This is a genomic window from Exiguobacterium sp. 9-2, assembly GCF_036287235.1.
Lineage (GTDB): Bacteria > Bacillota > Bacilli > Exiguobacteriales > Exiguobacteriaceae > Exiguobacterium_A.
On sequence record NZ_CP142850.1, the window covers coordinates 264023 to 285304 of the forward strand.

The 21282-nt window shown below is 47.0% G+C and carries 21 protein-coding genes; 11 read left to right on the forward strand and 10 right to left on the reverse strand.

Annotated features, from left to right (window positions below; genetic code table 11):
* Positions 1–197: 197 nt before the first annotated feature.
* From VJ374_RS01495 to VJ374_RS01515, 5 genes are all read left to right on the forward strand, one after another.
* On the forward strand, positions 198–869 hold the full coding sequence (locus VJ374_RS01495; RefSeq protein ID WP_290773765.1) for an NAD(P)H-dependent oxidoreductase: 672 nt from the start codon (positions 198–200) through the stop codon (positions 867–869).
* 144 nt (positions 870–1013) lie between these two features.
* Positions 1014–1856, forward strand: coding sequence for a polyamine aminopropyltransferase (gene speE, locus VJ374_RS01500; protein ID WP_023466799.1), 843 nt, complete (start codon positions 1014–1016; stop codon positions 1854–1856).
* A 114-nt stretch (positions 1857–1970) separates the two neighbouring features.
* Positions 1971–2843 (forward strand): agmatinase, encoded by an 873-nt coding sequence (gene speB / locus VJ374_RS01505; protein ID WP_290773770.1) that lies wholly within the window; start codon positions 1971–1973, stop codon positions 2841–2843.
* 525 nt (positions 2844–3368) lie between these two features.
* Positions 3369–4157, forward strand: a complete 789-nt coding sequence (locus VJ374_RS01510; RefSeq protein WP_329469853.1) for a DUF4397 domain-containing protein — start codon at positions 3369–3371, stop codon at positions 4155–4157.
* Positions 4129–4734, forward strand: a complete 606-nt coding sequence (locus VJ374_RS01515) for a class F sortase (RefSeq protein WP_329469855.1) — start codon at positions 4129–4131, stop codon at positions 4732–4734. Before VJ374_RS01510 ends, VJ374_RS01515 begins: the two co-directional genes overlap by 29 nt.
* A gap of 53 nt (positions 4735–4787) precedes the next feature.
* Here VJ374_RS01515 and VJ374_RS01520 read toward each other — a convergent pair whose 3' ends face one another.
* From VJ374_RS01520 to VJ374_RS01560, 9 genes are all read right to left on the reverse strand, one after another.
* Positions 4788–6089 carry a globin-coupled sensor protein gene (locus VJ374_RS01520; RefSeq protein WP_056064050.1) on the reverse strand — a complete coding sequence of 434 codons (1302 nt, stop codon included), beginning with the start codon at positions 6087–6089 and terminating at the stop codon, positions 4788–4790.
* Positions 6090–6259: 170 nt separating this feature from the next.
* Positions 6260–6484, reverse strand: coding sequence for a hypothetical protein (locus VJ374_RS01525; protein WP_035411332.1), 225 nt, complete (start codon positions 6482–6484; stop codon positions 6260–6262).
* Positions 6485–6570: 86 nt separating this feature from the next.
* Complete coding sequence (locus tag VJ374_RS01530; protein WP_023466808.1) at positions 6571–6777, reverse strand: heavy-metal-associated domain-containing protein; 207 nt, start codon at positions 6775–6777, stop codon at positions 6571–6573.
* Positions 6774–8903 carry a heavy metal translocating P-type ATPase gene (locus VJ374_RS01535; protein ID WP_035411329.1) on the reverse strand — a complete coding sequence of 710 codons (2130 nt, stop codon included), beginning with the start codon at positions 8901–8903 and terminating at the stop codon, positions 6774–6776. The genes VJ374_RS01530 and VJ374_RS01535 overlap by 4 nt, the downstream gene beginning before the upstream one ends.
* A 13-nt stretch (positions 8904–8916) precedes the next feature.
* Positions 8917–9213: a metal-sensitive transcriptional regulator gene (locus VJ374_RS01540; protein WP_035411326.1), complete on the reverse strand. Its 297-nt coding sequence runs from the start codon at positions 9211–9213 to the stop codon at positions 8917–8919.
* Positions 9214–9332: 119 nt separating this feature from the next.
* Entirely contained in the window at positions 9333–10868 is a 1536-nt protein-coding gene (locus VJ374_RS01545) for a DHA2 family efflux MFS transporter permease subunit (RefSeq protein ID WP_329469857.1), read from the reverse strand.
* 259 nt (positions 10869–11127) lie between these two features.
* Positions 11128–11454, reverse strand: coding sequence for a bacillithiol system redox-active protein YtxJ (gene ytxJ / locus VJ374_RS01550; protein ID WP_035411320.1), 327 nt, complete (start codon positions 11452–11454; stop codon positions 11128–11130).
* Between the two features lie 6 nt (positions 11455–11460).
* Positions 11461–13089, reverse strand: coding sequence for an acetolactate synthase large subunit (locus VJ374_RS01555; protein WP_290748253.1), 1629 nt, complete (start codon positions 13087–13089; stop codon positions 11461–11463).
* A complete protein-coding gene (locus VJ374_RS01560; protein ID WP_035411314.1) occupies positions 13086–14522 on the reverse strand; it encodes an NAD-dependent succinate-semialdehyde dehydrogenase in 1437 nt (478 codons plus the stop codon). The genes VJ374_RS01555 and VJ374_RS01560 overlap by 4 nt, the downstream gene beginning before the upstream one ends.
* Positions 14523–14871: 349 nt before the next feature.
* Between VJ374_RS01560 and VJ374_RS01565 the strand changes: the two genes are divergently transcribed.
* The 4 genes from VJ374_RS01565 (at position 14872) to VJ374_RS01580 (ending at position 18005) form a co-directional block, all read left to right on the forward strand.
* On the forward strand, positions 14872–16572 hold the full coding sequence (locus VJ374_RS01565; RefSeq protein WP_056064035.1) for a glycoside hydrolase family 13 protein: 1701 nt from the start codon (positions 14872–14874) through the stop codon (positions 16570–16572).
* A 108-nt stretch (positions 16573–16680) separates the two neighbouring features.
* Positions 16681–17103, forward strand: a complete 423-nt coding sequence (locus VJ374_RS01570; protein ID WP_231496909.1) for a YwiB family protein — start codon at positions 16681–16683, stop codon at positions 17101–17103.
* Positions 17093–17512 (forward strand): hypothetical protein, encoded by a 420-nt coding sequence (locus VJ374_RS01575; protein WP_050677289.1) that lies wholly within the window; start codon positions 17093–17095, stop codon positions 17510–17512. The genes VJ374_RS01570 and VJ374_RS01575 overlap by 11 nt, the downstream gene beginning before the upstream one ends.
* 55 nt (positions 17513–17567) lie before the next feature.
* Positions 17568–18005, forward strand: a complete 438-nt coding sequence (locus VJ374_RS01580; protein ID WP_329469863.1) for an NUDIX hydrolase — start codon at positions 17568–17570, stop codon at positions 18003–18005.
* Positions 18006–18053: 48 nt separating this feature from the next.
* Here the strand turns inward: VJ374_RS01580 and VJ374_RS01585 are convergent, their stop codons facing one another.
* Positions 18054–18401 (reverse strand): hypothetical protein, encoded by a 348-nt coding sequence (locus VJ374_RS01585; RefSeq protein ID WP_035411302.1) that lies wholly within the window; start codon positions 18399–18401, stop codon positions 18054–18056.
* Positions 18402–18605: 204 nt separating this feature from the next.
* Here VJ374_RS01585 and VJ374_RS01590 point away from each other — a divergent pair, with 204 nt between their 5' ends.
* Positions 18606–20741: a (Fe-S)-binding protein gene (locus VJ374_RS01590; protein WP_329469865.1), complete on the forward strand. Its 2136-nt coding sequence runs from the start codon at positions 18606–18608 to the stop codon at positions 20739–20741.
* Between the two features lie 154 nt (positions 20742–20895).
* Positions 20896–21264, forward strand: coding sequence for a MerR family transcriptional regulator (locus tag VJ374_RS01595; RefSeq protein ID WP_035411297.1), 369 nt, complete (start codon positions 20896–20898; stop codon positions 21262–21264).
* Positions 21265–21282: the final 18 nt, after the last annotated feature.

Sequence of the window (21282 nt, forward strand, 5' to 3'; positions counted from 1 at the left end):
ACAGGAAGGGATTCTAAAAAAAAGGCGGTGTTTAAACGCTCTTAAAAAATTAGAAATAAAGAAAGAGAAAACGTTAATCTGTTATTTCCCGTTTCGTCTTAAATCTAACGTGAAGCTTGATCTGAGCAAATCAGAGGCGGTCCGAAATTGGATTTGATATAACAAAAGCAGTCATCATTTTAAAGGAGGCATTTCTTATGGAAAAACAACAACAAAAACAAGCGATTCTCGAAGCATTTCAATCTCGTCATGCCACAAAGGCATTTAACGGTCAAATGATCCCAGAAGAGGATTTCCGTTTTATCTTGGAAACGGCGCGTCTGTCACCAAGCTCGTTCGGTTATGAGCCATGGAACATGCTCGTCATTCAAAATCCAGAAATCCGTGAAGCGCTTAAAGAAATTTCTTGGGGCGCACAAGGACAATTACCGACAGCGAGTCATTTCGTCTTGTTCCTCGCTCGGACAGGAGAACAAATGCAGATAGATGGACCGCATGTTACGCAGATGATGGATTTCCTTGGTTTATCTGAAGAAGCGAAAGCCGGACGGACGAAGCGATACGGTCTGTTTTTAAAGGAGGATTTCGCGATCGGTCATAACCCGAAAGCGATGGAAGACTGGGCAGCGAAACAAGCCTATATTGCACTCGGAAACATGATGTCGACGGCAGCACAAATCGGGATTGACTCCTGTCCAATCGAAGGGTTTGACCAACAAGCAGTCGAGCAATTACTCGTCGGTCGTGGACTGCTCGATCGTTCTGTTTTTACGGTTCCGGTCATGGTCGCATTTGGTTACCGGGCAGACGAACCGAAACGTGATAAGCAACGTCGCCCGCTTGATGAAATCGTAACGTTCGTCGAATAAACACGGAAGACAAAAATTTTCAAATTATATAGAAGTTTCTTTCGAAATTCGGTATACTCGCATTTGTATGATTAAGAAGCGCCGTAAACGCCACTCGCATACGAACAACTTTTGTCTTGATGAAAGAAAGGGGTTCTATCGCAAATGGAACAAAAATTAAAGTTATGGTTCACGGAACACCAAACGGAAGATTACGGTATCACATTCCGTGTCAACCACGTTTATGAGAGCGAACAAACGGAGTTTCAACGCCTAGAGATGGTTGAAACGGACGAGTTCGGTACGATGTTGTTACTTGACGGAATGGTCATGACGACAGATAAGGACGAGTTCGTTTACCACGAGATGGTCGCGCACGTCCCATTGTTCACACACCCGAATCCAAAATCGGTTCTGGTCGTTGGTGGAGGAGACGGCGGAGTCATCCGTGAAGTCTTGAAACACCCGTCCGTCGAAAAAGCTGTTTTGGTTGAAATCGACGGAAAAGTCATCGAGTATTCGAAAAAATACCTCCCGAACATCGCAGGTGGATTGGACGATGCACGCGTCGAAGTCATCGTTGGGGATGGATTCATGCATATCGCAGAAGCAGAAAACGAGTATGATGTCATCATGGTCGATTCGACAGAACCAGTTGGTCCAGCGGTCAACTTGTTCACGAAAGGCTTCTACTCTGGTATTTCAAAAGCATTAAAAGAAGACGGTATTTTCGTCGCACAATCGGATAACCCATGGTTCACACCAGACTTGATCCGTGATGTTCAACGCGACGTCAAAGAAATCTTCCCGATCACGAAGCTCTACATCGCTAACGTTCCGACATATCCAAGTGGTCTTTGGACGTTTACGATCGGATCAAAGAAACACGATCCGCTTGCTGTCGCACCAGAGCGTTTCCACGAGATCGATACGAAGTATTACACGCCTGAGCTTCACACGGCAGCTTTCGCGCTTCCGAAGTTCGTTAAAGATTTGACGAACGGCTGAGTTCAGTCACTATAGCACACATGAACAGAGCGGTTTCGATCTTCGAAATCGCTCTGTTGTCAGGTAAAGAGGCGTTTGCAGCAGCAAACGACCAATGAACAGGGGGAATGGATCATGCGTTTTGATGAAGCATATTCAGGAAAAGTCTTTATCGCGAGTCAACCGACTCACGAGGATGCAAAAGGAATTTTATACGGCATGCCGATGGACTGGACGGTCAGTTTCCGTCCCGGTTCACGATTCGGTCCGGCACGTATCCGTGAAGTCTCACTTGGTTTAGAAGAATATAGCCCGTACTTAGATGGCGACATCGCCGACGCGAAGTTGTTTGACGCGGGAGATATCCCGTTACCATTCGGGAATGCACAAAAATCACTTGATATGATTGAAGAATACGTCGATTCATTACTGGCAGCAGGCAAGTTCCCGCTCGGTATGGGTGGCGAACATTTAGTCACGTGGCCAGTCGTCAAAGCGTTCGATAAACACTATGATGATTTTGTTGTGCTTCACTTTGATGCGCATACGGACTTGCGTGACGAGTACGAAGGTGAGCCGTTGTCACACTCGACGCCACTCAAGAAAATCGCGAACTTGATCGGACCGGAGAACTGCTATTCGTTCGGAATCCGTTCGGGGATGAAAGAAGAGTTCGAATGGGCGAAGACGTCAGGCTACAACCTTTTCAAATACGAGATCGTCGAGCCACTTCGTCAAGTTCTTCCAACACTTGCCGGGAAAAAGGTCTACGTCACGATCGACATCGATGTCCTTGATCCGTCAGCAGCACCAGGAACAGGGACACAAGAAATCGGTGGGGTGACGACGAAGGAACTACTCGAAGTCGTTCACATGATTGCACGAGCAGACGTCGACGTCATCGGCGCGGATTTGGTAGAAGTATGCCCAGCGTACGATCAATCCGACATGACAGCGATCGCGGCAGCAAAAGTGTTGCGCGAGATGATGATTGGATTCATTAAATAAATAGACAAAGGAGACCAGACGTGATGTCGGTCTCTTTTGTTTTGTTCAGAAGAAGAACTGAACGACTCCGAATGCACCGAATCCGATGATCAGACTGACAGATGTCTATTGGACGACGCGTAGAACGGACGTCGCAATCTGGTGTTTAAGCAGGTGTGTGATGTTTGCCAGGATGCTCCCCCAGGTGGCAGAACCAAGAAAAATACCGATTAGAAACAAAACGGCATCCTGTCCGCTCGTCATCGGATTCAAGAACGTCAGAAGTAAAACGGACAGGTAGGCACTTAACCGTGACGAGGCTGTATCATAACTAACCTTCTTTTCAATTGATTTGTTATGTATTTTATTTCGAAAACAAAAAGAAGGTCAGTGTGTTTTCAAAACAAGTTCATAGCACACTGAAATCTTTACACATATACGGAAGTATCTTAAGTTTAAGATGTCACCACGACGGAAATATTCTGAAGTGTAAGAACATTGGTTTGAGAGCGATGTACATTTGACAATCAGAAAGGTGGAAAAAAGATGAAGAAACTCTTATCGTTTGTGACTGCTACGTTACTGTTTGCACTATTCGTGCTTCCGGTAGGCGCAGCAGATGACGCAATGGTTCGTGTCATTCATGCTTCACCAGATGCTCCGGCAGTCGATATCGCGGTCGATGGCAAAAAAGCCGTATCAGGAGCAAAATTCAAAGATGTCACAGATTACCTCACACTACCAGCTGGCGAACATAAAGTAGAAGTATTCGCTGCAGGAACAACAAAAGATCCTGTGCTCTCTCAAACACTCAATGTGGAAGCTGGTAAATTCTATTCTGTCGCAGCAATCGGTAAACTTGCTGATATTAAACTTGCTGTCATGGAAGACAACGGCAAAGGCGAAGACGGCAAATCAATGGTCCGTGTCGCACACTTTGCACCAGATGCACCTGCTGTTGATGTCGCACCAAAAGGTGGAGACCCACTCTTTAGCAACCTTGAATTCTCAAAAGTCTCTGACTACGGTACACTCGATGCAGGTACGTATGACCTTGAAGTCCGCCCTGCGGGCGCAACGGATGTCGTCAAAGCACTTGATGGCGTCAAACTCGACAGTGGCAAAAACTATACAGCTCTCGCAATCGGTTTACTAGAAGGCGAGCCAGCGTTTGATGTTCTCTTAATTCCAGATGGCGGTGAAATGGCATCAATGCCAGATACAGGACTTGGTGGTTCTGCTGATACGACTTCTGCTACACCATGGGCAGTCGCAGCAGCAGCTGCCTTGTTAGTAGGAACAGCGTATGTCGTCCGTCATAAACAAAACGCTTAAGAGTAGTCTGCTTCTCTTACTCGTATTAGCCGGATGCCAATCGGAATCACCTCCAGGTACTACAAAGCCGGAAAAACCAAAACAAACTGAAACGACGTCTTCTTCGTCCACTTCATCCGAAATGGTGGACGAAGAAGCATTCATTCCAACGCGTATTATGATTCCGACGCTCGATGTGAAAGCAAACATCGAAGTCGTCGGGAAGGATAAGCAAGGACGGATGGATGTGCCAAAAAAAACGGATCAAGTCGCGTGGTATAAATACGGTGCGAAAGCCGGTCAAACCGGAAATGTCGTATTAGCAGGACATCTAGACGATGAAAAGGGACCTGCTGTCTTTTATGATTTAGCCAAGATGAAAAAAGGGCAACGGATTGAAGTGACAGGGAAAACAGGACAACAGGTGTCATACGTGGTGACGAACGTCATGTCCTATCCCGTCGATGAAGCACCAGTCGGATCAATCTTTGGTGCGACCGTCATGAACAAACTGACGCTCATTTCATGCATTGGTACGTTTACAAACTCAAAAGGGTACGATCAACGTCTTGTCGTCACGGCAGAACAAGACAATTAAAAATGAAACAGGTCTCTCACTTCGGCTATGACCGAAAAAGAGAGACCTGTTTTTTAGTGTGTTTCTGAAGCTGCGACAAGATCCGTCGTCAGTGTCGTCAAGCCTTGCGTCGTTTTACTGAGACCTTGGATCGTCTCGACGATTTGTCCAAGGTTTTCTTTATTACGACCAAACAACGTCAGTGAGTTTTCCATTTCACTCTTAACGGTTTGGATTCCTTGTTTGACTTGTTGTAATTCTTGCTGAGATGCAGTGTTGGCGCGTGTGATGTCTTCCATCTGAGAAACCAGTTGTGTAATGTTGCCATTGTTCTTTTGAATCAGACCATTGATGCTGCTACTTAATGACTTGGCATTTTCAGCAAGGTTCCGGACTTCCGTCGCTACGACAGCGAATCCTTTACCGTGTTCACCGGCGCGGGCTGCTTCAATCGAAGCATTTAACGCGAGTAAGTTCGTTTGATTGGCGATCGCTTCGATGCTTTGTGTCATCTGGACGATCTCATCCGACGTCGTTTTCAATTCGTGGATGCTTTCAAGCGAAGTACCAACTTGTTGTGTTGATTGAGCGAATTGTTGCTCCATCTGTTGCATCTGTCGTTCGTTAGCAATCGTCATTTGGACGAGTTGCTGGCTCGTCTGCTCCGTCTGATCTGTTTCTGCCAACACTTGTGAAGCACGTCGGCTCGTTTCGATGATGGCATGATCCGTATGTTCGACGGAGCTTGCGACTTCTTGACTGACACGAACGACGTCTGTCAGCAGTTGACGGCGCGACTCGTTCGCTGCCGTTACTTCATGAAGACGAGAATCGACGTACTGACTCGTTACGATTTGAGCATCTAAGTTCATCGCGTGAGTCAATGCAAGCACGGCTGTTGTCAGTTGCGCTGGGTCATGCTGATAATGTTCGACGATTTTAGGAATCAACAACGTCTGAAACGCAGCATATGAAGCGATGAACCAAGTGACGGGAACGAAGTTGTGTTTATGCGTCTGTCCCATCCGTGTCCGCATCGCAAGGAAGGATTCATCCATGTTTCCTGTCAGAAGACTCGTGAAGTAGTCCGCAAAGACTTTTTTCAATCGTTCGCGTGTCGATGATTGTTTCGCGATCGTTGCCATCTCTGGATTCAATAATAGATGGTCAAGCACTTGCTCGAGGACCTCATCTAAGATGCCTTGAACGACAGGTGCCATCGATTTAAGTGTCTGTAGCTGTTCTTCTGTATACCCCATGTATACGAGACGAGATGTAAGATCAGGATCTGCCGTCTTCGTGATGAGATGAGAATCAGGAAAGCCGATTGTAGCTTGATAAACCGAAGTAGTCTTACTTTTAAAAGGATTGCGCACGTAGTTGCCTCCAATACTCAAGATGTGAATAAAATGATGTCTGTTTCTTATCGGTTCATCTTGACGAAGCGATACTGGTTTTCGAAAAAAAGACGAGAATATTGAAAAACATTGACCGGAAACAAAAAAACTCATGGCAAGTGCCATGAGGAGAATGAAAAAAGACAGGATTAGACAGGTTGATCTTCCTGGAATGCTTTTTTGGCGTCCACGATCGAGCGCATTCGTTGAACGCAGGTCTGAACGAATTGAATATCGATGGAGGTGAAACGGGTGACAGGTCCACGAGCTGACTCGGCACTGAATGTGAAGGTTCCGAGATTCCAAAGTTCGATTTTGAATCGTTTTCCTTTGTTGTCGTCGAAGTGTTCTACGAATTCGATTTGCGGTACCATACGAACCCCTCCTTACTCCGTATATTCCCGCTTTTCAAAAAATAAAAAAGCCAAACTGCGTGTTAGAAGCAGTTTGGCATGGATGTTTAAGCAGTCGGCACATCATAGCCGATCTCTTCGATTGCATCGACGAGGCGCTCACGAGGAACGTCTTCATGCTGTACCGTCACTTGGTTTTGTTCCAGTGAGACAGTAGCATGTTGTACACCTTCAACTTCAGATAAAGCTGATTCGACACTCGCTTTACAGTGATTGCATGTCATACCGATAACAGATAACGTTGTTTCTTTCATGATGAAGTTCCTCCTTCAGATAGTGGGGTACGTTTTAATCGTAACGCATTCGTCACGACAGAGACAGAACTGAATGCCATGGCGGCGCCCGCAAGCCATGGAGCAAGCAGACCAAGAAAAGCAACAGGGATGCCGATCGTATTGTAGCCGAGTGCGAAAACGAGATTTTGACGAATGTTTTTCATTGTCTGCTCACTTAGTTCGATCGCAAGTAAAACTTGTTTTAAATCGTGTCCAAGCAACGTCACGTCGGCTGCTTCGAGGGCGACATCCGTGCCGCTGCCGAGCGCGATGCCGACGTCCGCCGTTACAAGAGCGGGAGCATCATTGATACCGTCTCCGACCATCGCGACACGTTTCGTTTGTTGAAGTGACTGAATGACATCTGCCTTTTCAACAGGTAAGACGTCAGCAAAGACGAACGCTCGATCGAGTCCGAGTTCTTCCGCTAGATGATCAGCAACTTCACGACGATCACCGGTCAAGAGATACACGTCCTTAGTCTCTCGCAACCGCTGGATTGTTTCTTTCGCTGAATCTTTTAACGCGTCACGGATGGCATATCCGGCAGCGACTTCTCCATCGACGGCGACATACACGAGTGTCGCTCCGAGTGACGTCCAGTCAGGAAGGGCGATGTTTCGTTCCTGGATCATTCGCGCTGAACCAACGATCAAATCATGTCCCATGATTTGTCCCGTGATCCCACGTCCTGATTCGACATGGAACTGTTCGATATCAAACACGACATCCCGCTCTGCTGTGATGGCACGGGCAAGAGGATGTTCGGATTGACGTTCGAGCGCGGCAGCGAAATCGAGAGCTGTCTCCGTGCCAAACGTCTCGACGACGACAGGGCGACCGACTGTCAATGTTCCAGTCTTATCAAAGACGACAGCATCGACATGTTGGAGGTTCTCCAGTTGAGCACCGCCTTTAAAGAGAATCCCTCGTTCCGCTCCTTTTCCGGTTCCGACCATGATTGAAGTTGGTGTCGCAAGCCCGAGTGCACACGGACAGGCGATAACGAGAACCGCGATGGCAGGACGAATCGCTTCTGCAAAGGAACCGGTGAACATCCACCAAGCGGCTAACGTCAGAAGCGCAATGGCAACGACGATCGGTACGAACACACCAGAAATCCGATCGGCTTGGCGCTGAATCGGCGCTTTTTCGGTCTGCGCTTGCTCGACGACGCGAATGATTTGTGCGAGAACCGTTGCTTGCCCGATCTTTGTCGCCTCGATTTGTAAGGAACCGTTCGTATTCAGAGTACCACCAATGACGGATGCGCCAACAGTCTTATGAACAGGAACGGATTCACCGGTCAACATCGACTCATCGAGATACGCATCACCTGCACGAACAATACCGTCTGTCGGAATTTTATTTCCGGGTTTTACGAGCAACACCATCCCGGCTTGGATCGCCTCAATTGAAACGATCCGTTCCTGCCCATCTTCCAAAACGATGGCTTCTTTCGCTTGTAAGGAAAGCAGACTTTTAATCGCTCCTGTCGTCTGTTGTTTCGCACGGTCTTCGAGAACCTTCCCAAGCAAGACGAGTGTAATCAGAATCGCACTTGTCTCAAAGTAGAGGTGTGGCATATCAGAGACGAACAGCATTTCAGCAACGGAATAGAAGTAGGCTGCCGATGTCCCGAGCGCGACAAGGACATCCATGTTAGCACTCCCGCTCCGTAAGCTTTTATAAGCCCCGCTATAAAAGGGCGCACCGATGATGAATTGAACCGGTGTCGCTAAAGCAAATTGTAGCCACGGATTCATCAAAAATGGAAGATGGAATGGACTATTCGGAATATGTGTCAGCATGCTCGCGAGCAAAGGGAGCGAAAGAACGGCTGCGATGACGAAGCGATACAGCATCCGACGATTCGATTTTGTTGCGTGTGGTGCTTGTTTGACCGTGGCCTCGTAGCCGATTTTGCGAATTTTTTCGATAATCGCTTGATCATCATAGGCATCAGAAATCGAGACACGAGCCGTCTCGAGTGGTAAGTTGACCGTTGCTTCGACGCCGTCCATCCGGTTTAGGACTTTTTCAATCCGAGCGGAACAGGCGGCACATGTCATCCCTTCAATATCAAACTCAATCGTTTTTGACATCAGAAAACCCTCCTTACTTTTTCAGACGGGCAATGACTGCCATCAACTCATCGACGTAAGCGTCCGTACTGTCTTGACGAGTCGCGACCTCATGCATGCACATTTTGACGTGGCGTTCGATGATTTGTAGTTCGACCTGTCGAAGTGCTGCTTGAATCGATGCGGTTTGCGTCAAAATGTCGATACAATACCGGTCTTCAGAAACCATGTTGGCAATCCCGCGGACTTGTCCTTCGATACGCTTTAATCGTTTCATTAAAGCGTCTTGTTCTTCATGTGTTCGTGGGACGACAGGGTGATCGTGTGCCATAGTCGTGCCTCCTTTAGTAATCTTGTTGTTATCTTCACTCTAACATATAGGTATGGGGGGTACCAGTATATAGCTCAAACAATAAAAAAAGCAGTCGCGAGAGACGACTGCTTTTGCACTTATTGATTGGAGACTTGCGGTTTGACGATCGTTTCGTTCAATGAGCGTTGATCGCTAATGATGTCTTCAGCTTGTGTCGCCCGTTTAATGAAGAAGGCGAGGACGAATGCTAGACCAGCAATGAACGTCGAGATGAAGAACGCATAGTTGATTCCGTCAAGCGTCGCTTGCATCGTAATCTGCTGTTTCAAAGCAGCAGCTGCTTCAGCTGTCGGTTGACTTGCCATGTTCTTCGCCGCTTCGGTCGCGAGCTCTGTGCCACGAGTCTTCGCATGCGTTGACATGATCGTTACGAGCAACGCCGTTCCGATTGCACCAGATACTTGTTGCAACGTATTGTTCATCGCTGTGCCGTGTGGATAGTAGCGTGTTGGTAACTGATTCAAACCGTTCGTTGAGACCGGCATCATGACCATTGACATCCCGAACATCCGTAACGAATACAGGATGATCAGATGCGTATACGTCGTATCCATCTCAAGTTGACTGAAGTAATAACTCGTGACGACTGTGATGAATAAACCAGTCAATGCAAGAGGACGACCACCGATCTTATCAAACAGCTTCCCGTTGATCGGTGACATGACGGCCATTAAGATGGCACCCGGTAACAGCATGAGACCCGCATCAAGTGGTGAAATACCGCGAATCGTCTGGACATAGATCGGAAGCAATAACATGCCCGAGAACATCGCCATCGTGACGACCATCGAGATCGCAGAAGACAAGGCGAACATCGGGTAACGATAAATCTTGAAGTTGAGCATCGGACGTTCCATATGCAGCTGACGATAAATGAATGTCACGAGTGCGATGACCCCGACGATCAGTGCTCCATAGACGTGGAAACTATCCCAACCTTTAGAGCCGGCAGAACTGAATCCGTACAATAAGCCACCGAAACCAAGTGACGAAAGTGCAACGGAAGCCAGATCGATCCGAGCGGCAGACCGTTCCTTGACGTCACGAAGTAAGAAGAAACCAGCGACGAGAACGATTAAGGCGATTGGTGTGATGAAGTGGAACAGCATCCGCCAATCGTAGTGCTCAATGATCCAACCGGATAACGTTGGTCCGATCGCTGGAGCCCCCATCATAATCAATCCGAAGAAGCCCATCGCAGTCCCGCGTTTTTCAATCGGGAAACTGACGAGCATGACGTTCATCAGTAGCGGCATCATGATGGCAGAACCCGACGCTTGAATCATCCGTCCTGCGAGCAACACAGGGAAGACGTCTGCGAATCCGGCAAGAATCGTTCCGGTCGAGAAGAGGGTCATCGCAAGTAAGAACAAGCGACGAACCGAATACTTTTGAATCAAGAAAGCAGATGTCGGAATTAAGACACCATTGACGAGCATGAAACCAGTCGACAGCCATTGAGCAGTAGCTGGTTCGATCGCTAGATCCTTCATGATTGAAGGAAGGGCGATGTTGAGCAAGGTATTATTTAAGAAAGCGATGAATGCCCCGATCATCAAAACGGCGAGGATGCCGTAAGGAGCTCGAGCTGTGTGAGTTGCACTTTGTTGCATGAATATCCTCCTAACTAAACTAACGGTACAGATTTCTATACGGTCGTTCTATCTGTAGTTTATCTTAATCCGATTTAGTTCGAATTACAAATAATAATAGCTAAGAAAGATAATTTTATTTTTTATGTAGTTTTGAAAGCGTTTTTCTAAATGAGGAAAATGATTCGTAGGAAATAAAAAAGCGCAATCCTTCTCGTTAGAGGAAAATTGCGCTTTGTCTTCAGTTTGAAACAGCCAGAAGCTTGTTTCATAGTTAGCGTTACTGAACGTTCGTTTCGAGTGCATCCTTTGTAATGTCGTAGTGAGATGCTGTCCAGACAGATTTGCCGTCCTGAATGAAAAGAACTTGTGGCGACTCATGTCGGACATTATAGTGTTCAGCGATGTGATTCGATAAGGTCCGAGCTTCTTGGACGAAGAGATATGCTGTCGGAACAGATGTTTCATCCGCGAACTTCGTATACTCTGAGAATCCTGCGGCACTGATCGGACACGTCGTACTGTGTTTGCAAATCACGAACGCGCTATGCTCGGACGCAAATTGATCAAAATCAGAAATAGACTGCAGTTTACGTGGTTGTGTCATAATATATCACCCTCCATACGTCCGGAGACGTTCACTTAACTTTAGATTTTCCCGGTAATCGACCGGACAGTCAATCAATACGGGTCCATCGCTCGCGAAAGCTTGATCAAGACAATGGGCAAGCGAACCGTGTTCACCGACGCGAAGTCCAAGCGCACCGAAAGCATGAGCCAGTTGAACGAGATCCGGATTATCAAAGGTGATGTACGATGATTTTCCATATGCTTGTTGTTGTTTCCATTCGATGAGACCATATGTCCCGTCTCGCCAAATTAATACGACGAGTGGCAGCTTCAAACGAACGGCGGTCTCGAGGTCCTGACCGTTCATAAGAAAAGCTCCGTCTCCAGCGGCGCAGACGATACGTCGGTCGGGGTAGAGAAGTTTGGCTGCGAGTGCACTCGATAAACCATAGCCCATTGAAGCAAACCCATTCGAAATGAACAATTGATCTGGATGTGTCGTTTGATAATGGCGAGCGAGCCAGACTTTATGTGCTCCGACATCCGAGAAAACCATTCCGGCTTCACCAACCGTCCGTTCGAGCTCACGAACGATGCTTTGAGGATGTAAAGGGAGCGCGAGGGAATATGTTTCTTGAATCTCTTGGCGCAACTTATCGCGATTCCGTTGCCAACCGTTCCAGGAACGCTTTGGAAGCAGTGGTGTCAAAACGGTCAATACATCTGAAAGATTGCCGACTAGATTTGCAACGACTGGATAGTAGGCATCGATTTCGTGAAGGTTCGTATCCAGATGAACGACCGGCGTCTTTTTCGGATTCCATTTTTCCGGGGGCAGTTCCGTGATGTCATAACCAATCGTAATGATTAAATCACTCGCATCAAGAATTCGTTGGTTGTAATCAACATCCGGCAAACCGATCGTATGCGCGGCAAGCGGATGTTGTGAGGAGATGGAGCCTTTTCCCATCATTGTCTCGACGACCGGAGCATCCAGCTGTTCGACGAATGCCCGAAACGCCTCAAGTGCGTGTTGACGGTGAATCCCGAAACCGGCAATGATGACAGGACGTTGCGATCGCTCGATCAATCGTAAAACGTCCGGATCATCAATCGTCAACGGATGAAGATATGTCGGAGCACTGTCGTTTTTGACAGGAGTCACAGGTTGATCTCGTTCTTGTTTTGCAACGTCTTCTGGGAAAGAGATATGCGTCGCTCCCGGCTTTTCGCTCTGTGCCGTCGCAAAGGCACGACGGACGATTTCCGGAATCACTTCTGGTGTCAGAACGGACGTACTTGACTTCGTAACCGGACGATATAGATCAACGAGATCAAACATTTGATGCGACGCTTTATGTTGCCGTGATAGTGCTCCTTGTCCTGTGATGGCAACGACAGGAGAATGGTCCATCGTTGCACTCGCAATTCCCGTCATCATGTTAGTCGCACCAGGACCAAGCGTCGATAAGCAGACACCCGGTCGTCCACTCAGGCGACCGAACATCGCTGCCATGAACGCAGCGTTCGTTTCGTGACGCGTCGTGATGAACGTGATCGACGAACGACTAAGTGATTCGAGCAATGTGATGTTCTCTTCACCGGGAACACCGAAGATATGCGTGACTCCCTCTGCCTCTAAACATTGGACGAACCAGTCCGCCGCGTTCATGCTAGTCCACCGATTGAGATGTATTTTGTCTCGAGATACGCTTCGAGTCCTTCACTACCGCCTTCGCGTCCAAGACCGGATTGTTTCATTCCACCAAATGGTGCTTGTGCAGCAGAAGGAACCCCATCATTCCAGCCGACGATTCCATAATCAAGCCCTTCGATCGCACGAATGGCACGCGCGTAATCCTTCGTAAAGACGTATGAAGCGAGACCGAATGGTGTCTGGTTGGCGTAACGAACCGCTTCTTCATCAGAACTGACACGCTGGACGGGAGCGACAGGTCCGAACGTCTCCTCGTTCATGATCAACATGCCGGGTTTTACGTCAGCGAGCACGGTTGCTTCATAATAATAGACATCATTTTCCTCGTCCGTTGTTCCTGTTCCACCCGTGACGACACGAGCACCGGCTGAAGTAGCGTCATCGACATGTTTTTTAACTTTATCGTAACCCGCTTTATTAATCATTGGACCGATCTTGGTTTCGGCATCCAGACCGTTCCCGGTTTTCAATTTTGCCGTCTCCTGACCGAGTTTTTCAACGAACGCGTCATAAATCGAATCAGATACATAGATCCGGTTTCCGCAGACACACGTCTGTCCGCCGTTGCGGAATTTCGACTTGATCGTCTCCGCAACAGCTAAATCGAGATCGCAATCATCAAAGACGAGAATCGGTGCATGTCCGCCGAGTTCAAGCGACATCGCTTTGATCGTCTCTGCTCCTTGAGCCATCAATGTCCGTCCGACTTCGGTCGAACCAGTGAAGGTGATCTTATCGACATGCGGATGTGTCGCGAGTGATTCACCGAGTGCTTTCCCGCTACCTGTAACGGCATTGACGACGCCTTCTGGAATCCCGACTTCCTGACAAAGTTCAAGTAAACGAAGTGCTGTTAATGGAGTCGCGGTGGGTGGTTTGATGACGAACGTACATCCGGCAACGAGAGCCGGAGCCAATTTTCGGGTAATCATGGCTGCTGGGAAATTCCATGGTGTGATCGCGGCGACGACACCAACCGGTTGTTTGATGACTTGAAGTCTTTTAGAAGCATCGTGTGTCGGTATGACACGTCCGTATGCCCGTTTTCCTTCCTCTGCGAACCATTTGACGAAGTTTGCCGCATACTGGACTTCACCTTCTGATTCAGCCAGCGGTTTCCCCATCTCAAGCGTCATTAACCGGGCGAGTTCATCTTTTTTCTCGATCATTTTGGCATAGAGTTTTTCCAAGAGTTCAGCGCGTTCATATACTGTCCGCTTCGACCATTCTGGAAAAGCCTTCCGTGCTGCTTCGACAGCATCATTGACGTCTGATTTTGTTCCGTTTGGTACGCTACCGACGACTTCTCCGGTTGCTGGATTCGTGACATCTGTCCGTTCTCGTCCGTGATCCAGCCATTGTCCACCAATAAAGAATTGTCCCTTCATCTTGAAAATCCCCCTTTTTTACGTGCATTGGTTAGGGTATACCCGAACGAATAAAAAAAGATTCATTTTGGAAAGGAAAGGTTATGCAAAAAGGTAGAAATTGACCGATAAACAGTGTAGGATGATTCAGTAAATGTAATGTAAATTCAACTGAAATATTCGATGTAAACGAAGAGTGATCCCCATTGATGTGAAATGGTGAAATCATCCTCGAGACATTGACTTTAAAAGTGGATTTGATAAGATAAAAGTAAAGGGTTTGCGCAATCGGTTGCGCAAAACAAAATGAAGGACGAACAAATATACCTAACTCCTACTAATGACTCACCTACGAGAGGATTTCTAACACATGACACAAATGATACCGCGCCCTGAGACGGCCCAACAAACAATTACACGAGCTTGGTGGAAAGAAGCAGTAGCATACCAAATCTATCCACGCAGCTTTTATGACGCAAATAACGATGGAATCGGCGATATTCCGGGTATCATCGCAAAACTGGATTACTTGAAGGATCTTGGCGTCGACGTTTTGTGGATTTGTCCGATGTTCAAGTCACCGAACGATGATAACGGATATGATATCAGTGACTATGAAGACATTATGGATGAGTTCGGAACAATGGCAGACTTCGATCTCTTAATGGAAGAAGCGCATAAACGAGACATCAAAGTGTTACTTGATCTCGTCGTCAACCACACATCTGATGAACATCCATGGTTCCTTGAATCGCGTTCGTCAAAAGACAACGAGAAACGCGATTGGTACATCTGGAAAGATGCGATCAATGGAGGAGAACCGAACAACTGGGAAAGTATCTTCGGTGGATCAGCATGGGAATATGACGAGAAGACTGAGCAATACTTCCTGCACGTCTTCTCCCGTCGTCAGCCAGACTTGAACTGGCAAAACCGCGATATGCGTCAAGCGGTCTATACAATGATCAACTGGTGGCTTGATAAAGGCATCGATGGTTTCCGAATCGATGCGATCAGTCACATCAACAAGGATCAGTCGTTCGGCGATCTCCCGAACCCACTTGGTATGCCGTATGTGCCGTCGTTTGACATGCATATGAACGTCGAAGGCATCCATGCGTATCTTGAAGAGCTAAAGGATGAGACATTCTCGAAATACGACATCATGACTGTTGGGGAAGCAAACGGCGTCTCGCCGGAAGAAGCAGACCTTTGGGTCGGAGAAGAGAACGGCAAGATGAACATGGTCTTCCAGTTCGAGCACATGGATCTCTGGCGCGCAGATGCGGAAAAAGGCGTCGACGTCGTCAAACTGAAACAAGTGCTGACGAAGTGGCAAAAAGGACTTGAAGCGACCGGTTGGAATGCGTTGTACCTCGAAAACCACGATAAGGTTCGTTCGGTCTCCCTTTGGGGTGACGAGGAACAGTACTGGAAAGAGAGCGCGAAGTCGCTTGCGATGATGTATTTCTTCATGCAAGGCACACCGTTCATCTATCAAGGTCAGGAAATCGGGATGACGAACGTTCAGTTCCCGGATATTTCGGATTATGATGACGTCGCGACGAAAAACATGTATGAGATGCAACTCGCTTCCGGGAAGACACATGAGGAAATCATGGAAGTCATCTGGAACTCGTCCCGCGATAACTCACGTACACCGATGCAATGGACGAACGAGCAAAATGGTGGCTTCTCGAATCAATCCCCATGGTTCGGTGTTAACCCGAACTACGCGGACATCAATGTTGCGTCACAAGAACAAGACGAAGACTCGATTTTGAACTTCTATAAACGAATGATTCAAATCCGTAAGATGGAAGAGACATTGATTTATGGTGCGTATGATCTCATCTTACCGGAAGATACGAAAGTCTATGCCTATACACGGACGCTTGGTGACGAACAGTTCTTGATCGTTACGAACTTAAAAGGCGAAACAGCAGAAATCGATACGGATATCATCTTGCATTCGGATAATATGTTGCTTGGCAACTATCCGACGATGCACCACGAAGGAACAGAACTGGAACTTCGTCCATTCGAAGCTCGTCTGTACCGTGTGCGCTAATATGTTTTGAACGGATTCGAAGTACATCGAATCCGTTTTTTTGTTGTGCGTAAGCAGAAGATGCATCAGACGAAAAAATCGTGTACGCTAAACGATGAGGTGATAGAAGTGAAACCAGTAAAGTACTCGGTGTCATTACGACAGGTGACGACGATTGAAGATGGTCCGATGCGTGAATCGGTCGAACTTGAGGCGGACGGCACGTTGTTCGAAACAAAGGACGGTTTTGCCGTGAAATTCGTTCAACCGGATGAACAACCGATTGATACGACGATCAAATGGTCAAAAGACCAGATCGCCTTGAATCGCAAAGGTCCTGTTGCGATGCATCATGTCTTCATTTTAAAAGAGACGACTAAAAGCCAGTATGGCAGTCAGTTCGGTCAAATGTTGATGGAGACAGACACGGAGACGATTGAGATGAAACCGCAGCAGATGAAGTTTCGCTATACATTAAAAATGAATGGACAAGCAGTCGGTACGTATACGATTGATTTAACTTGGAAACGGAGTGAGACGAATGGCATTTGAACAAACAGTACGTCAAATGGAACAGATGTTGGAAGAGGAATGGTTCGAGTGGCTCGAGAACGATGAGCCGCGCTACAACGAATGGCGTGATCAACTCGAAGGACTCGCAGAGCAGGTCATCACGGAATACAATCCGAAGGTCGATCCGGAGTCAATCGATACGCTACTTTTAATCAATGAAGAATTACCTGTCTTATACGGTGAAGATACCGTCATGCTGTATACAGCGCTTTTGAAAGCACGTCAGGAAGACGATCAAGTATATGAGCGTTACTTGACGATCCTGGGTGCGTTTGCGGACGAACAGCATCCAGCGATCCGTGAAGTCGAAAAGTTAGTCGCGAAAAAGGATTATAAAAATGCCTTCGCACGTGCAGTCCGTCTGCCACAGTCGCTCGGTCTAGAATAAACAATCAGTGGACCATCTTGTTTTAGACAAGGTGGTCTTTTTAGGAGGAAGCGTCATGTATCCACTCTATCGAATCATCGTCGCGATCATCCGGAAGGGCGATCAACTGCTCATTGTCAACAATCAATCGGATCAGGACAATCGGTGGAGCTTACCCGGTGGACAGATTGAAGCTGGGGAGACACTCGAGCAAGCACTTCGTCGTGAGGTTGCTGAAGAGACTGGCTTGGCAGTCACATCATCGTCGTTTGCCTTCTTGACGGAGAACTTCATGCCAACTTATCAAGCGCACAGTCTCGTCACTTATTTTGATTGCGAGGTGAGCGGAGTACTCGATCCGAATGATCCTGATGAAGAAATTAGCGAGACGAAGTGGATCAATCAAAGAGAGCTAACGGAATACATCACAAGTGAGGATGTCCGTCTTCCGTTATATATATACTTAACAGAACAACACAAAGGTTATTATATGTTTGAAGAGATGAAGTGGTAAGCAAAAAGAACGGATCATCCTTATAAAGGAGTGTATCCGTTCTTTTGCTTAGAATGCTGCTTCTTGACGAGCAGATGTTTCAGATAATAGACGTGTATGGATTCCGCGTTGTTTCAAAGCTTGTTGGAAGGAGGTGTCGATTGGACGATATCCTTTTTCAATCAACTCGTTTATATAGATTTTATTATAGATGAACGAAAATACGAGACTGACGAGACCTGTTCCAAAGCCTACCGTAGCAGTACCGACGACAAGTGCAAGAACGAGTTGAATCAATCCCCATTTAAAATCGCCTCGGAAAAAAGCTGGGAAAAAGCCGAAAAAGAATGTTGTCCAAGAAAAGCCTACTTTGACTTCTTTGACGAGACCGCTTGGATGTTGAAGAATACCTTGCATAATGAAAACCTCCTGATATGTATATAAATAAAATGACCATATATACGATAACTTACTTTTTATGGATGTGTTTTATTTTTTTGACAGATTAAGTCAATGAATAAGTAAGAAATTTATTTGAAAATTTATGAATGAATAGTCATTCATTATATGCTATACTCATTTCAACACAACTGCTTTAGGGGGAAAGGGGTTTGTTCGAACATGAATACGTTTTTAATCATCAACTGGATTGCCTTCCTACTCGTTATCGGTTATGCAGGCTATCTGTTCACATCACTTGTCAAAAGTCGTTACGCCGCCATTAAACGGGGGAAAAAGGCGGAATGGACGCTGACGAATAAAGAACGACTAGACGCAGTTTTAGTTAACGTCTTTGGTCAAAAGAAACTATTAAAAGATAAGAAAAGTGGCGCCATCCACGTCATGATGTTCTATGGATTCTTACTCGTTCAATTCGGAGCGATTGATTTTATCTGGAAAGGACTTGCCGTCGGTCAGCGTTTTCCGCATGTCCCGCTCGGTCCACTTTATCCATTTTTTACATTCTTTCAAGAGATCGTCATGCTCGTCATCTTGATTGCCGTCGTCTGGGGTTTTTATCGCCGGTATGTCGAGAAGCTCGTCCGTCTGAAGCGAAATTTCTTAGCAGGTCTTGCCTTGATCTTCATCGGTGGCTTGATGGTTGCCGTCCTCTTCGGAAATGGATTCTTCCTTGTCTATGAGAACCACTCGACGCTCGGTGAACCCGTCGCTTCAAGTATTGCGTTCTTATTCGGCTGGGTACCGGAATCGGTCGCTTTCGGATTATTCGTCTTCTTCTGGTGGGCGCATCTTTTGTTCCTACTTAGCTTCATGGTCTACATCCCACAAGGTAAGCATGCGCACTTGATTGCCGGTACAGCAAACGTCTGGCTCGGTCGGACATCGAAGGTTGGTCGTTTGGCACCGATTGATCTATCCGTCATGGAAGAAGCAGAAGGCGACGAAGCGGAATTCAGCTTCGGGGTCAATCGGATTGAAGATTTCAATCAAAAGCAACTCGTTGATCTATATGCCTGCGTCGAGTGCGGTCGCTGTACGAACATGTGCCCAGCAAGCGGAACTGGGAAGATGTTGTCACCGATGGATTTGATCGTTAAATTACGGGACCATCTTAATATGAAAACGTCAGCCATCACACAACGTTCACCATGGGCACCTGCTTTTGCGTTCGAAGGATCGCAAGGAAATCAGATTGCCTCGCTCGCAGCAGCCGGACAGATGGATATCGTCCCGGATTCATTGATTGGGAACGTCATTACGGAAGAAGAAATTTGGGCGTGTACGACGTGCCGAAACTGTGAGGATCAGTGTCCGGTCATGAACGAACATGTTGATAAAATCATCGACCTCCGTCGCCATCTCGTCATGATGGAAGGCAAGATGGATCCGGAAATGCAGCGGACGATGGCAAACATCGAACGTCAAGGTAATCCATGGGGGATGAACCGAAAAGAGCGCGAAAACTGGCGGAAAAACCGTGATGAACTCGTCGTTCCGACAGCGAAAGAAAAGAAGAAAGCAGGCGAAGAGTTCGAGTACCTGTTCTGGGTCGGTGCGATGGGATCGTACGATAACCGGAGTCAAAAAATCGCGATGGCGTTTGCCCGTATTCTGAACGAGGCAAATATCTCGTTTGCGATTCTCGGTAATGACGAGAAGAACTCGGGCGATACACCACGTCGAATCGGTAACGAAGTCTTGTTCCAAGAACTCGCGGAAGCAAACATCAAATCATTTGAGAAGTATGGCGTCAAAAAGATCGTCACGATTGATCCGCATGCCTACAATACATTCAAAAATGAGTACCCAGACTTCGGACTCAGTCTGGATGTCGAAGTCTATCACCATACCGAATTGCTCGCTCGTCTGATTGATGAGAAACGCATTACACCGTTACATGAAGTTAAGGAGCGGGTCGTCTATCACGATTCGTGTTACCTCGGTCGATACAATGATATTTACGACGCACCGCGTTATATTCTCGAGAAAATTCCAGGCATCACTCTCGTCGAGACAGAACGTAACCGTGAAAAAGGCATGTGTTGTGGTGCTGGTGGTGGCATGATGTGGCAAGAAGAAAAAGTTGGTGCACGTGTCAACGTCGCGCGGACGGAACAATTGTTGACCGTCCAACCATCCGTCATCGGGTCAGCATGTCCGTACTGTTTGACGATGCTTAGTGACGGTACGAAGGCGAAGGAAGTGGATGAAGCGGTCGCCACGTATGATGTCGTCGAATTATTAGAACGGTCGATCGTTGGTATAGCGGTCGAAGAGCCAATTGCCACAGTTTAAAATTAGAAGTGTATAAGCGATTATTCTCGTATCAACGGGAGTAATCGTTTTTTTATTAAAAGCATGACGTTTTACTGTATGGTTTTGACATGATAAAATAAAAGAACTAACTATGGCAAGGAGGTGAGAATCTTTTGGGAAGGCGTTACTTCGAATCGGTCAGGTCGCGGAGACCACCGGCTTATCAAAACGAACGATTGATTACTACACATCACTCGGTCTCTTAACATCAGAGCGTACTGCATCGGGCTACCGTTTGTATGACGAATCGGTCATTCATCAAATCGAAAAGATTGAATATTTGAAGTCTCAACGGCTTTCCCTGCAAGAGATTCTTGCTTCTTTTACGGAACGAGAACAAAAAACAGGAGAGACGATTTATCAGGAAGTACAACAATTACAGACGACGGTTGAAGGACTCGAGCAACGTTTGTTGCAGTCGACGGAAGTCGAAAAACAAGCGATTCGCTTAGAACTGTCCCGACGTCTGACATTGATTGCTTCTCTGATTGCACAGCTTTAATACAAAACAATGGAGGTG

Excerpts from the sequence above, each read along its gene's own strand:
- VJ374_RS01545 (WP_329469857.1), bottom strand. The coding sequence starts at position 10,868 with ATGCAACAAAGTGCAACTCACACAGCTCGAGCTCCTTACGGCATCCTC.
- speE (WP_023466799.1), top strand. The coding sequence starts at position 1,014 with ATGGAACAAAAATTAAAGTTATGGTTCACGGAACACCAAACGGAAGAT.
- VJ374_RS01510 (WP_329469853.1), top strand. The coding sequence starts at position 3,369 with ATGAAGAAACTCTTATCGTTTGTGACTGCTACGTTACTGTTTGCACTA.
- VJ374_RS01580 (WP_329469863.1), top strand. The coding sequence starts at position 17,568 with ATGTATCCACTCTATCGAATCATCGTCGCGATCATCCGGAAGGGCGAT.
- VJ374_RS01530 (WP_023466808.1), bottom strand. The coding sequence starts at position 6,777 with ATGAAAGAAACAACGTTATCTGTTATCGGTATGACATGCAATCACTGT.
- VJ374_RS01525 (WP_035411332.1), bottom strand. The coding sequence starts at position 6,484 with ATGGTACCGCAAATCGAATTCGTAGAACACTTCGACGACAACAAAGGA.
- VJ374_RS01590 (WP_329469865.1), top strand. The coding sequence starts at position 18,606 with ATGAATACGTTTTTAATCATCAACTGGATTGCCTTCCTACTCGTTATC.
- VJ374_RS01575 (WP_050677289.1), top strand. The coding sequence starts at position 17,093 with ATGGCATTTGAACAAACAGTACGTCAAATGGAACAGATGTTGGAAGAG.
- VJ374_RS01540 (WP_035411326.1), bottom strand. The coding sequence starts at position 9,213 with ATGGCACACGATCACCCTGTCGTCCCACGAACACATGAAGAACAAGAC.
- VJ374_RS01585 (WP_035411302.1), bottom strand. The coding sequence starts at position 18,401 with ATGCAAGGTATTCTTCAACATCCAAGCGGTCTCGTCAAAGAAGTCAAA.
- ytxJ (WP_035411320.1), bottom strand. The coding sequence starts at position 11,454 with ATGACACAACCACGTAAACTGCAGTCTATTTCTGATTTTGATCAATTT.
- VJ374_RS01535 (WP_035411329.1), bottom strand. The coding sequence starts at position 8,903 with ATGTCAAAAACGATTGAGTTTGATATTGAAGGGATGACATGTGCCGCC.
- VJ374_RS01565 (WP_056064035.1), top strand. The coding sequence starts at position 14,872 with ATGACACAAATGATACCGCGCCCTGAGACGGCCCAACAAACAATTACA.
- speB (WP_290773770.1), top strand. The coding sequence starts at position 1,971 with ATGCGTTTTGATGAAGCATATTCAGGAAAAGTCTTTATCGCGAGTCAA.
- VJ374_RS01495 (WP_290773765.1), top strand. The coding sequence starts at position 198 with ATGGAAAAACAACAACAAAAACAAGCGATTCTCGAAGCATTTCAATCT.
- VJ374_RS01555 (WP_290748253.1), bottom strand. The coding sequence starts at position 13,089 with ATGAACGCGGCGGACTGGTTCGTCCAATGTTTAGAGGCAGAGGGAGTC.
- VJ374_RS01560 (WP_035411314.1), bottom strand. The coding sequence starts at position 14,522 with ATGAAGGGACAATTCTTTATTGGTGGACAATGGCTGGATCACGGACGA.
- VJ374_RS01515 (WP_329469855.1), top strand. The coding sequence starts at position 4,129 with ATGTCGTCCGTCATAAACAAAACGCTTAAGAGTAGTCTGCTTCTCTTA.